This window comes from Caballeronia sp. LZ001 (genome assembly GCF_031450875.1).
Lineage (GTDB): Bacteria > Pseudomonadota > Gammaproteobacteria > Burkholderiales > Burkholderiaceae > Caballeronia.
In genome coordinates this window covers 877,335-889,554 of the sequence record NZ_JARTVX010000003.1, presented here as the reverse complement: position 1 = coordinate 889,554, position 12,220 = coordinate 877,335, and the positions used below count along the sequence as shown (strand labels likewise).

12 protein-coding genes are annotated in these 12,220 nt (G+C 58.7%); 9 read left to right on the top strand and 3 right to left on the bottom strand.

Annotated elements, in window-relative coordinates; translation table 11 throughout:
- Positions 1 to 1,335: 1,335 nt before the first annotated feature.
- Positions 1,336 to 2,427, top strand: a complete 1,092-nt coding sequence (locus tag P9292_RS08590; protein WP_309958577.1) for a lipopolysaccharide biosynthesis protein — start codon at positions 1,336 to 1,338, stop codon at positions 2,425 to 2,427.
- Positions 2,428 to 2,526: 99 nt separating this feature from the next.
- Here the strand turns inward: P9292_RS08590 and P9292_RS08585 are convergent, their stop codons facing one another.
- On the bottom strand, positions 2,527 to 3,195 hold the full coding sequence (locus P9292_RS08585) for a LuxR C-terminal-related transcriptional regulator (RefSeq protein WP_309958576.1): 669 nt from the start codon (positions 3,193 to 3,195) through the stop codon (positions 2,527 to 2,529).
- 462 nt (positions 3,196 to 3,657) lie between these two features.
- Here P9292_RS08585 and P9292_RS08580 point away from each other — a divergent pair, with 462 nt between their 5' ends.
- The 6 genes from P9292_RS08580 to csgH all read left to right on the top strand — a co-directional run bounded on the left by P9292_RS08580 (position 3,658) and on the right by csgH (position 8,461).
- Entirely contained in the window at positions 3,658 to 4,350 is a 693-nt protein-coding gene (locus P9292_RS08580; RefSeq protein WP_309958575.1) for a CsgE family curli-type amyloid fiber assembly protein, read from the top strand.
- A 70-nt stretch (positions 4,351 to 4,420) separates the two neighbouring features.
- The gene (locus tag P9292_RS08575; RefSeq protein WP_244832457.1) at positions 4,421 to 4,861 is read left to right on the top strand and encodes a curli assembly protein CsgF; all 441 of its coding nucleotides are present in this window, start codon (positions 4,421 to 4,423) and stop codon (positions 4,859 to 4,861) included.
- 90 nt (positions 4,862 to 4,951) lie between these two features.
- Positions 4,952 to 5,872: a CsgG/HfaB family protein gene (locus P9292_RS08570; RefSeq protein WP_309958574.1), complete on the top strand. Its 921-nt coding sequence runs from the start codon at positions 4,952 to 4,954 to the stop codon at positions 5,870 to 5,872.
- Between the two features lie 95 nt (positions 5,873 to 5,967).
- Positions 5,968 to 6,441, top strand: coding sequence for a hypothetical protein (locus tag P9292_RS08565; RefSeq protein ID WP_244832459.1), 474 nt, complete (start codon positions 5,968 to 5,970; stop codon positions 6,439 to 6,441).
- 191 nt (positions 6,442 to 6,632) lie between these two features.
- Positions 6,633 to 7,967 carry a hypothetical protein gene (locus tag P9292_RS08560; protein WP_309958573.1) on the top strand — a complete coding sequence of 445 codons (1,335 nt, stop codon included), beginning with the start codon at positions 6,633 to 6,635 and terminating at the stop codon, positions 7,965 to 7,967.
- A 161-nt stretch (positions 7,968 to 8,128) separates the two neighbouring features.
- The gene (gene csgH / locus P9292_RS08555; protein WP_309958572.1) at positions 8,129 to 8,461 is read left to right on the top strand and encodes a curli-like amyloid fiber formation chaperone CsgH; all 333 of its coding nucleotides are present in this window, start codon (positions 8,129 to 8,131) and stop codon (positions 8,459 to 8,461) included.
- A 24-nt stretch (positions 8,462 to 8,485) separates the two neighbouring features.
- Here the strand turns inward: csgH and P9292_RS08550 are convergent, their stop codons facing one another.
- The gene (locus P9292_RS08550; RefSeq protein ID WP_244832466.1) at positions 8,486 to 9,385 is read right to left on the bottom strand and encodes a LysR family transcriptional regulator; all 900 of its coding nucleotides are present in this window, start codon (positions 9,383 to 9,385) and stop codon (positions 8,486 to 8,488) included.
- Positions 9,386 to 9,510: 125 nt separating this feature from the next.
- Here P9292_RS08550 and P9292_RS08545 point away from each other — a divergent pair, with 125 nt between their 5' ends.
- A complete protein-coding gene (locus P9292_RS08545; RefSeq protein WP_309958571.1) occupies positions 9,511 to 10,113 on the top strand; it encodes an NADPH-dependent F420 reductase in 603 nt (200 codons plus the stop codon).
- 149 nt (positions 10,114 to 10,262) lie between these two features.
- Here P9292_RS08545 and P9292_RS08540 read toward each other — a convergent pair whose 3' ends face one another.
- Positions 10,263 to 10,976 (bottom strand): TetR/AcrR family transcriptional regulator, encoded by a 714-nt coding sequence (locus P9292_RS08540; protein ID WP_309958570.1) that lies wholly within the window; start codon positions 10,974 to 10,976, stop codon positions 10,263 to 10,265.
- Positions 10,977 to 11,094: 118 nt separating this feature from the next.
- Between P9292_RS08540 and P9292_RS08535 the strand changes: the two genes are divergently transcribed.
- Positions 11,095 to 12,219: an HlyD family secretion protein gene (locus tag P9292_RS08535; RefSeq protein WP_309958569.1), complete on the top strand. Its 1,125-nt coding sequence runs from the start codon at positions 11,095 to 11,097 to the stop codon at positions 12,217 to 12,219.
- The last annotated feature ends 1 nt before the right edge of the window (position 12,220 follow it).

The window sequence follows — 12,220 nt, the reverse complement described above, 5'->3', positions numbered from 1 at the left end:
CTGTGACTCGACGCGATCGAATGCGCGTCGGCGTAAAGCTCCTTGCGGAAGACGACGGCATTAAGTCACGGCCGACGCTTTGTTCATCACGCCGTGTGCCGCTAATCGTTGGCATGTTGTTCGATAGCGGCACCTCGTGGTGTCCTGTCATGGCCGCAGGTTTGGTGGGCCGTATCTGCCGTGGCAAGGAATTCGGGCTTTGATGAGCGTGGCGGAGTTCTCGCATCCTCACCGACTCGTGATCGGGTCGCAGGAAGGCGGCGCCCCAACGATTCAGGCGCACCCGGCCGGGAGAGGACTCCGGCATCGCGTTTGCATGACGAGATATCACGTTTGCAGCGATGTTCACCGGTTTCCCGAGGATTGCGCTCCCTGCATGTCGAGCCTCGAACGGCCCTTTAATGCGGGTCATCCATTCAGCATGCATAGCGCATTCGATTCCACTTTGCCGTTTGCCATCACGACGCTTCGCGATGGTATCGAGAGGCCGCTAAGAAGTATCGCTTAGTCAACTTTGTTACCCAGCTTTCGAGCATCGGGATGACAGGGGACATTGCGCTTTGCTTCTAGAGTAACGCTCTAGCCGTTGCGGACGGTTGAGAGCCTGAGATTACCGGCTTTCGCAAATGGCCCGGCCGAATTTCTGCCCCTAAGAAGTGCGATAGGGGTCGCTGTCTTTAGCGATCCTCTAAGCAGCTTGCGCTAGCAAAACTCGTCGGCCTAACGCGTCGATTCCATCACACATGGCAACGTCTCGCGACTCGACGCTAGCGCCTACGCCCTGTGCGCTCTCGACAGTTCTAACGGGCTACGCGTCGATCCAACGATCGCGCAATGTCGCACAACGCCTTTAAGACCAACTGCGTCCACCTTTTCCACCCCTGAAACCGCCGCCATCCTTTCAAAGTGGAAACTTCATATCAATCGGAATTTGTTTCACTGTCAGGAAAACGTAACGCATTTTTTTCTTAATTTCACATTTACAGTCATCTCATAAGACGATAACCTTGCTTCCGTTCTCACCAATTCGGCACATCTTGCTTTAAGCAAGAACTCGTACAGCCGAACACGGTAATAGTTGCTACATCTAACGCGGTTTCTTGTGTCTTACGTTCGGAAGCTTCGATCGGCAGTTCCTGCAGTATCGAAAGCAATCGTTTGCTTACGTGCTGAGTACAAAGCAAGCCGCGGAAAGCCGTGACTCGTCGCGAAGTCGACGTGGTGCTACGGCGAACCTCGCAACTAGCGAACTGTGTGCTAGCTGTCGGCGGAAAGTGCCGGCAACCTTTTAAACATGTGCGGGCGCTAGCCCAGCAATTAGCTATGCAAACTAACATGAATGAAAATCAGTCTTCCCATTTCCTGAAAGTTCTGTCGAAAACTAAAGCCGCAGCGCTTGCCACTGCTCTGGTCGCTTCCACGTTGCTAGCAGCTTGCGGTGGCGGCGGCGAAAGCGCAGTCGATGCCGCAGTCGACAAGTCCGCCGCCACGCCGCAATCGACCGAAAAGGCCGCAACCACCAGTTCCATCTTCTACGGCGCAAACGGCCACATCACGAACGGCGGCGCGTATGACACCACGTCGTACGCAACGCAGCTTTCGCAACTCCAAAATCTCGGCGTGAAGATTTACCGTAACGACGTGTACAGCCAGGCATCGGCGAGGGTTCTCGCCACGGTCGCAAAGCAGTTTGCGGCAGGCGGCGTACAGGTTTATCCGGTGATGCTGCTGGGCCTGAACTACAACAGCGAGCAGGCCGCCTATAACGCGGGCTACACGATGGGCCAGCAGACGGCGCAGACGTACAACTACACGTACTACGAAGTCGGCAATGAGCTCGAAGCAAACACGCTCTCTGGCAACTACGACGGCAACGTCTGGAACCATTACAGCAATCAGCCGTTCACGGTCGCACGCGGGTTGATTCGCGGCATGATCGCGGGCGTGAAGTCGGTCAATAGCTCGGCGAAGATCATCGTCGACGGCACGTGGAAGCACACCGCGTTCTTTCAGATGCTTGCGGACGGCTCGCAGCCGGACGGCACGCATGGTCACCCGACTGTCAGCTGGGACATCACGGCATGGCACTGGTACTCGGACCAGGGCGACATGACCCACGCTTGCGGCAACACAGGTTGCCATGACATCCTCGGCGTGCTGAACTCGTTCGGCAAACCGGTCTGGATCAACGAGTACGGTGTGCGTCCGACCTACGGTACGTATTCGGCAATCGCGTCGTACTTCACCGGCAGCTTGATGATGCAGCAGTTTTACAACAACGCGGCCAAGTACAACATTCAGTCGATTCAGGCTTTCGAAATGTACGACGACAGCGAAGGCGCATACGGTCTCATGACGAGCGATGGCAAGACGCAAAAGCCTGCCTTCACCGCAGTCAAGAGTTTCATTGCAAGTCACCCGAAGTAAAGCGAGTCAGAAAGGGCCTTCGGGCTCTTTCTTTCTTCTTCGGTAAGCGTTGAGGCCCGTTCCCATTCAACCGATGGTCAACGTTCCCCAGGTCGCACGTTACGTCACGATGCTCGCTAGCCGCATCAATTCCGACTGACGCGAGCAGGACGTTTTCTTGAGCGTTGCGGCAAGGTGCTTGCGTACGGTCGCAATCGACACGTCGAGAATCGCTGCGCATTCATTGACGCTGTGACCGCAGATCAACTCGCACAGCATCCGCGCTTCAGCCTGCGATAAGCCCAACACACTTTGTAGTGTCGCTACCTCCGGCCGGCGAAAAATATGACGGCGCTCAATGCGCAATACCGCTCGCGGCCGTGAGGAAAGCACAACATCGTCCGCGCGCGTGATCACGATATGCCACGCATGTCCCCAAGCTCCAGTCACGACGATCGTGCTGCACTGACCGCAAGCCAGCGTCTTCGCCACGCTCGCCTTGAGTCCTTCGTAGGCCTTCGGGTTCAGATGCATGAGCTGTCCATCGCGGATAGCAAGACCACCCTGGTCGCCAAGTAGGGCCAACGCGTTCGACATCTTGCACATGACGTTCAGATCGGCATCGACGGCGACGACCGTGGTCTCTTCGTTGAACAGATAATCGACCAGCGCTGCGGCATCGCTGCTTTCAAGCGCGACGGCCTTGACCGTCCGAGCGTCCGACATCGCTTCCTGCGCGTTGATCGAAACCGCGACGTTCATCTCCGATGCCACGATACATTCCAGCATCTCATCCCCTTCGGTGTTTTTTTAGGCCGGCTTTGGAGCCATTACGTTGGCACTCTTGCGTCTACCAGGCAAAGGCAATTTGTATGCCAAATCCTGCGAAGCCTTGTTGGACAAGAGGTCTCCAACAAGCCGCTCACCGCTAGTTGAAATCCGCACGAATTTGAACCAGGTGGACCAAAACTGTTTCAGCCACGAACGTCCCGCTTTCGGTCGCTAACGTTTGCGCAGCAGCTTTTAAGGACGGTCGACTCAACCGAACGAGCGTCTCAAACGCCCGCTGCACGTGCGTTCTCGTAACACCGTAACGTGTTCCCCGCGACACGAGTCGCGGAAGTTTCATGGCAGCGAGAGGTGTTCATTTGACCCATCGACATCCGCCATCGCCATCCGCCAGAATGCGTTCCATACCACTGCATCGCTTCGGCCAAACGAAGTCTGCAGGAATGACGACGAGAGGCTCGTATGCGACACGATGGCGATGCAAACAGGATCTCGACGAAGGGCGCGTGGCGCATGCCGCAGTTCTGGGTCGCGTCGATGACGTTCGTGACCACGGCCGCGCTACTCGGCAACATGGTCGATAACGCGGCATATGCTCAAGGCGCGCAGGACGCCGATTCGCCGTCGAGCGCTCATGGCTCCGCTTCGGGTAATGAAGCACGTGCGCTCGTCACGCTGCCGAACCCGCCGACGCCGAGTCCGCTTACGAGGGTCCGGCCGCAAGCGGCGTCGCCTGCACTCACCGACAGTGCGACGGTCAGCCGCCAGTCGACGATCACGGGCAGCAACACATTGCCCGCCAAGCCGGATGCCAGATCTCCACTCGTGGATACGCTTGGCGGGATCGTTACCAACGACGCGGTGACGCTGGTAGGCGAAGACTTCTATAACTTTTTTGCTCAGGCATGGACGCAGATGCCGATGAGCGAACGCTATAACGTGTCGGTCCATGAGCGTCCCTCTGCAAGATACGGCAGTCTGGTCTGGGTCGAATACGATCAGCGTCGCGTGTTTCAGGCGTTCTTGCCTATTGCCCGGGCGAACGTGCGGCCTATTGCCGAAAGCGCGGCGGCGAGCGCGTTGCAGACAGTGCTGCAGGCGGATATATCGCGCCTGCTGTTTCATGAAGCCGATCTCGCATCGGATGAAATGTAAGTCGCGGCATACGGTAGCAGAAAGACAAAGACAGCATTCAAACGATAAAAGAGAGTTCGAGGAAATCGAGATGACTAACCAAAAGACCTTCACGCGGATATTGCTTACCGCCATTGCCAACGCGGGACTGATCGGCGGAGCGTATGCCTCGCCGCTGGTGTACGAGCCCATCAATCCGACCTTCGGCGGGAATCCCGCGAACGGTCCTGTTCTCATGGATCAGGCGACCGCACAGAACAAGCATCAGGACCCGAGTCTGGCGAGCCTGACCAGTTCGCAGTCCACGCTCGATCAATTCAACAGTCAGTTGCAGCAGGCCATTCTGTCACGCGTGGCGAGTTCGGTGACGAGTTCGATCGTGGGCACGGATGGATCGCTCAAGCCAGGCACCATCAACACGGGCAACTTCTCGATCAACATCGCGCAGATAGCGAACGGCAATCTGCAAGTGACGACGACCGACAAGACCTCGGGTGCTTCAACGACTTTCGTGGTGAGCGGCGGCCAGTAACGCAGCCTGCGCCAAATGCTGGAGCGAGGGCTGCGACCAGCCGTCATCCAGATCGATACCAACAAGAAACAGCAAGACACGGGGAATATCATGAACCGATTCGCACTCCGGGCAACGCTCGCGCTCGTCAGCGCCGCCGTGCTCACGCTCTCAGGCTGCGCGGTATCGCCGCAGAATGTGGCGGGCAACGCGACGCTCACGCCGCCCACGCGCGTGACCCGCGACCTCGTGCATCTGCCCCCGCCCAAGGGCCGCGTTATCGCTGCCGTCTATGGCTTTCGTGATCTGACCGGTCAGTACAAGCCGTCGCCCGACAGTTCGTTTTCATCGCAGGTTACGCAAGGTGGAGCGTCGTTCCTCGTTGCCGCCATGCGCGATTCCGGCTGGTTCACGCCGGTCGAGCGCGAGAATCTTCAGGACCTGCTGACCGAACGCAAGATCATGCGCGCGCTCGAAACACCGGACGACAAGAACCGCGTCATTCCGCAGATCGGCGCGTTGGCGCCGGCCAGCATCATCCTCGAAGGCGGGATCGTGGCGTACGACTCGAATGTTAAGACCGGCGGCGCGGGCGTGGCGTATCTCGGGATCAGCGGCTCGCAGCAATATCGCGTGGATCAGGTGACCGTGAACTTACGCACCGTCGATATACGCAACGGGCAAATCCTGAATAGCGTCTCGACGACCAAAACCATCTACTCGTATCAAGTGGATGTCGGCGTCTACAAGTTCGTTGGCTTCAAGGATCTGCTCCAGGCTGAAGCAGGCTTGACGCGCAATGAGCAGGCGCAGTTATGCGTCAAGGAAGCGATCGAATCCGCAGTGGTTCATCTGATCGTGCAGGGACTGAAGAACCAGACTTGGGCGCTCAAGGACGACAAGGACTGGTACGACCAGACGGTTCAGCGTTATCTGCAGGAAAACCAGAACTACATCGCGGAGATGGACAAGGTCAACACCTCGTATGACCCGTCGAAGGTCGAACCGGAAAAGGCATCGTCGGGCGGTTGATTCCGGCGCACGCGATTAGTAGCTCGCATCAGGAGCCGTAAATGAAGAACCGAAAAATCAAGAAGTCGCTCGCTCATAAAATATACGGAATGCTTATGATTGTTGCGTCGACCGCGAGTGCCGCTGACCTGTCCTTCATCTCGGACTTCGGTGCAGGGGAGCCGGCTTTCACGGTGAGCCGCCAAAGTGCGACGGTGAATCAGACGGGTTCAGCGAACACGGTGCAGGCCCGGCAAACCGGCGTCAACGCGATCACCATCAATCAGATTGGCGTGGCGAACGTGGCGGCGTCGCAGCAAACCGGGACGCAGAACTGGCAGTCGCTCGTGCAGTCAGGTAACGGCAATCAGTATGTCGGCGTGCAATCGGGGTCATACAACACGGCCAGCGTGACGCAACGAGGCAATAGCGACTACGCGTCGGTTACGCAATACGGGTCTCGCAACGACGCATCGGTGGCGCAACGCGGCAACGGTAATCAGGCAACCATCATTCAAGGAGGCGCCGGCAGCGGCATTCAGGTCCAGCAAACGGGTAACGGAGCAAAAGCGTTGGTGATCGCCCGATAAGCATACAACAACGAGCAACGAATCAAGGAGCAGCCATTCGATGAAACGACGAGTGAAGTAGCGGCAGCAGCAGGGGAAAGGCGGCAAGTGCACACCATGAAAAATGCCAAGCAGGCCGGACCGCTGAAATGAAAGCAAAAGCACAAACACGAAACCATCGTTCACTGGTTCATATAAGGGGTTGACCAATCATGAAGATCAAAGCATCCGTCGTTGCAATGGGGGTTCTGGCACTGGCCTCGTCGAGCGTGTTCGCCGAAGCCATCAACAACACCGTCACCGTGACCACGACCGGTACATACAACAATGCATTGGTTGACCAGAAGGACACGAACGGCGATAACGTCGCAATATCGCAGCAGGGCGGCCTTATCGCGGCCGGCAACCGCGCGAGTGTCACCGAATCGAGCTCACGCGACAACAAAGTTGTGATCAACCAGTCGAGTGTGCTGAACAACGCATCGGTCAATACGAGCGGCGGTGCGGGCAATGCGACGAACATCGATCAGAGCGGTGTGCTGACCGCAGCCAAGGCGTCAGTCGTGCAGACGGGCGAAGTGCAGAACAAGGTCAACATCACGCAGACCGGCTTCGTGAGTGGTTCGACCGCCAACGTGAACTCGAACAATGGCACCGGCAACACGACTTCGATCTATCAGACCGGTGTGAATTCGGCGAGTGTTGCGCAGAATGTCGGTTCGGATAACACGACGATCATCAGCCAGACCGGCGCGCTTGGCGTGGCATCGGTGGGCCAGGCTTCGTCGTCGGGTAACAACACGAATGTGCAGCAAGATGGCGCCAGCGGCAACGCAACGGTCTCTCAGACGCTCGGCTACGACAACACCACGAACATCGCGCAGCATGGCTCGCTGGAGACGGCAACGGTCTCGCAACTCGGCGCGCTCGGCAACACGACGCAGATTCTGCAAACCGGTCCGAGCAACACGGCAAACGTCGCACAGACTTTGTCGGCGGCCAACCTGACTTCCATCTCGCAGACCGGCTCGAATAACGACGCGGCCGTCTCGACGATGCTTGCGCTAGGCGGCAACGTCACGGTGTCGCAGATGGGCTCGAAGAGTCAGGCCTCGGTTTCGCAGGTGAGCGAAGCAGGTTCGAGCGCGACCGTGTCGCAAAGTGGCTCAGGCGTGAACAATGTCAGTACGTTGCAGCACAACGGCAGCGGCAACGAGATCACGTCGACCCAGGTTTCGACTGGCACGGCCGTCAACACGGCGGGCCTTTCGCAAGTCGGCGCATTCGGCTCGAAGCTCGATCTGCTCCAGCATGGCAGCGGCAACAATGCGGTGGCGTATCAGGCCGGGATGGAAGAAACGCTGCTGGCATCGCAAGATGGCGTGAGCAACGAGTTGTACTCGTCGCAATCGGGCAGCGGCAACCGCATTGCATCGACGCAAGTTGGTGGAAGCAACTACGCATCGGTCACGCAAGCCGGTTCAGGCAACATCGCCACCGTGACGCAAACAGGCATCCACAACTCGACGACGATCGCTCAGCACTAAGGGGCGTAGTAAAGATCGTTGTGTGTGTTCGACTCGAACGGCCGAGCCCCCGGCCGTTTGATCGATGCTCTCCTTCACCCCGCGTGGTGCCGGTCGATATTCATAGCCACCACGCCGGGTGCTTTTCCATTCAGACGCGCTTTGCCTTGAAGGAGCCGATCATGATCGCGTTCTCCGATGTCGCCGTGTCCTTCGATGTCACTTCCGCCAACGGTTCGATCCGCGTCGTTCCGTACGTCGTCAGCGTGTACGACACCGGCCTCGACTACGACTTGCACGTGCTCAAGTCGGGCGCGTCGGGCACGTCGAACGTGTCGCAGTCGGGCAGTTTGCATTTGCGCGGCGGCGAGAGCCGAGCGGTCTCGACGCTTGCCGTGTCATCGGCGAAAGGGGAGGCTTGCAAGGTCAGCATCACGTTGATGCAGGCCGGGCGTGTGATCCGTACGGTCAGCACGAATTGCGGAACTGGCAGCGCTTACCAGGCGACTCGTTGAAAGCCCGAGCGGCCGTTTGAACCATCAACTTTGCCACTGAGTCTTCAATCGTTCGATGAACCATTTGCCTGCCGGTCCGGGCGGCTGCGAAGGCTGCTGAAAGATGGACATCGTCAAAAGCCAGCCGCTGGGCGGCATCTCGTCCGTATCGAGAACAACCAGCGTCCCTGCGGCGATGTCTTTTTCGACCATATGCAAGGGCATGCCTCCCCAGCCCACGCAGTCCTTTAAAAACGCATATTTGGTGGACAAGTCCGCCAAGCGCCAGGTCGAAGCGGAGGCCACACCGAAGTCGCGACCTGCCGTGAGATCGGATCTGTCGGTCAGCACCAGTTGAACGTGGCGGCCAAGCTCACGCCGTGTTATTCGGCGACCGATGGCTGCAAGCGGATGCTGCGCCGAAGCCACCGCGACCACGGGCACGTCGCCGAGCCGCTCGCTCGTCAGCGATGAAAATGCCTGTGGCAGCGGCGGTAGTATGCCGAGACTGCATCGGCCGTCGAGAACGGGTAGATAAGCCGCTCCCAGTCCTTCGACGAAGAGACGTAGCGGCGTCAGTGGAAACTGCTCGGCGAAGGCCTTTGCGACTGCACTGATCACGTCAGTCGGGAAGAAAACGTCGACCACTACCGAGAGTTCGGCTTCCACGCCCGATGTCATGAGCCTCGCACGCGCCTTCAACGCATCCACCCCGGCGACGATATTGCGAGCGTCCGCGAGCAACAGCGCGCCCTCTGGCGTGAGCTTCGGGAATCGCCCAGAGCGCTCGAAAAGAATGACGCCCGTTTGATCTTCCAATCCTCCGACCCAGCCACTCACCGCCGACTGAACGCGATTGAGTTTTCGCGCTGCCGCCGAAAAGCTGCCCTCATCCACGGCGGCGATAAAGGTTCTGAGTTGGTCCAGCGATATTCCATCGAGCATGGCGGCCATCCATCTCCGAGCGTGATGGATTGTATCTCGATATGCCGTCTTCCCAGATCGTTCACGCGCTGCCACGATCCACACAAGCAACGACGTACTCGTGACCAACCAAAAAAGGAATTCTCATGACTTATTCGATCATCGGGAGCGGCAGCGTAGGCGCCGCGATTGCCCGTCAATTCGCTCGCAGCGGCATCACGGCAGGCATCGCGAACACGCGCGGGCCGGAATCCATCGCACCTATCGCGCAAGAGCTCGGCGACAAGATCGTACCTATGACGTTGCAGGACGCGCTCAAGGCCGACGTGATCATTCTCGCGGTTCCGTTCTGGGCGCATCGCGATGTCGCCAAGGCTATGGCTAGCTGGCAAGGCAAAGTCGTCATCGACGCCACAAATGCCTATGGCGTGCCGCTAAACGAACTGGACGATCTGCCTTCCTCGGCGGTCGTGGCGAAGGCGCTGCCGGGCGCGCATTTGGTCAAGGCGTTCAACCATCTGCCCGCGCGCCTGCTTGCGCAGGAACCCGCGACTTCAGCGGGACGCCGAGTGCTCTTTTTATCGAGCGATGATGAGGGCGCCAATGCAACCGTCGCGGCGCTCGTCGAACGGCTCGGTTATGCGCCGGTCAGTCTCGGCAAGCTCGCCGAAGGCGGACAACTCGTGCAGGCCCGTGACAAGCATTGGGCGGCGTTGATCTTTCAGGACCTGTTCAAGAAGGAGCAATGAGCCCTGTACGATCATGTCATCGGACCCAAGCCGTATGACCGGGGAAGGTCGGCTATCCGTGCGCTCGATGACATATAAAGGCGCCGCTTGAAGTCGTGTGGAAGTTGCTCGTCGATGCAAAGTAGGGGTCGAGCGACTACTGCGTGCCTCTATAAAAACGCATTCAGCGCACCCGCCGTGACGAATACAGCGATAGTCCGCTTGACATGCGAGCGGATCTCGTTGCGAAGATCATCGAGGTTTTCATCCATCAATGCTCTCATGAGCATGGGCGGAACGATTGCATCGAGCATCTGAGTGGCGATGATCAACGCATTGCGCTTGATGGCAGCGCGCGCACTGGCGTCGCGCGCAATTTGCGAATGTTCCGCCATCAAGCTCGCTACCGCGTCGATGCCGCGCAGGCGCCCCGCCTCGCGTGTCATTTTCGCCAGCGACGGAAATCGCGGCGCGTCGGCTACCACCACTCTGATCAAGCCGATCACCTCGTCGTCGAGCAAGCGTGTGACGAGCGCGCGCGTCACCCCTTCGAGTTGCTCGACGAGAGCAGAGGATTGCGGCGCCTCGAACACGGGACGCAAGCACCGCTCGCAATTTCGTTTGACCACTTCGGCGAAGAGCGCTTCCTTGCTCGGATACCGACTGTACAACGTTGCCTTGCCTGCGCCCGCCGCCTCGGCGATGCGCTCCAGCGACGCTCCAGCGAAACCCTGCTGCAGAAAGACGGTACTCGCCGCGTCCAGAATGCGCTCTTCCACATCGCCTGCCATCGCGTTGGACGGACGGCCTTTCTTGCGCGAGAACATGGCTCCTATGGGGCATAGGGAGGCATGTCCGTTGCCATCTTTCATCGTGCGTTTCACGGCTGATCCTTGCATAAATCTCCAGCGCAAGATTAACACAGACGCCGCTTATTAAAAAAAGAACGAGACCGTTCCGTTCTATTGTAGAATGCATCTCAATATTGGTTGGGAGAGTGCAATGGCCGGAAGTGAAAGCGAAGATAGCAAGCCCTCCGGCGATGCCGGAGAAGGCGACCGCGAGCAAGCCGACAAGAAGCCGGGCGAGGAAACGTCCAAGCCGATGGGCCCGAAGCGCAAGCGCATGAATGCCATCATCGGCGGAACGGTATTACTGATTTGTGTGGCTGGAGGCGTTGCGTACTGGCTCCATCGCCGGCACTACGAGAGTACCGACGACGCGTTCATCGACAGCAATCAAAGCCAGATTGCATCGCAGGTGAACGGTCGCGTGATCGAATTGCTGGTGGCGGACAACCAGCACGTCGAAAAGAATCAGCCGCTCTTGCGCATAGATCCACGCGACTTCGAAGTGAAGCTCGAACAAGCCGAGGCACAGGAAGCCAATGCCGTCGCGCAAGTTGCGCAGGCGCATGCCGACCTGCTGTATCAGCAAGCCAATCTCGCGCAGCAGACCGCGCAGGTGCGCGTCGCGCAGGCCGATCTACTGCAGGCGCAACAGGATCTCGCGCGCTATACGGGCACGGACCCGGCCGCCATCACGCGTCAGCAACTCGAACAAAGTCAGGCGACCACCAAGAGCGCGCTCGCGAGGCTCGATAGCGCGAAGCAGGCCGTTCAGGCGGGCGAAGCGCAGGTCGCGTCGCAACGAACCAAGATCGACGCCGCTCAAGCATCGGTGCGTCAGACGCATGCGGATGTCGATAACGCGAAGCTGCAATTGAGCTACACGGAAGTCGTCGCACCGCAGGCGGGGAAGGTGACGCGCCGCACCGTGAACCTTGGCAACTACGTGACGCCCGGACAGGCGCTCGTTGCAGTGGTGCCCGACGAGATGTGGGTCACCGCGAACTTCAAGGAAACGCAGCTCGTTCACATGAACGTGGGACAACCCGTGGATGTCACCGTGGATGCTTATCCGGACAAGGTTCTCCACGCGCATGTCGAGAGCCTGCAACGCGGTACGGGCTCGGTGTTTAGCAGCCTGCCTGCGGAAAACGCCACGGGCAATTACGTGAAAGTGGTGCAGCGTCTGCCCGTGAAGATCGTCTTCGATGGCGACGACTGGCGCAACATGCCGCTCGCGCCGGGTCTCTCCGTCAGTCCGCGCGTGACGGTACGTTGAC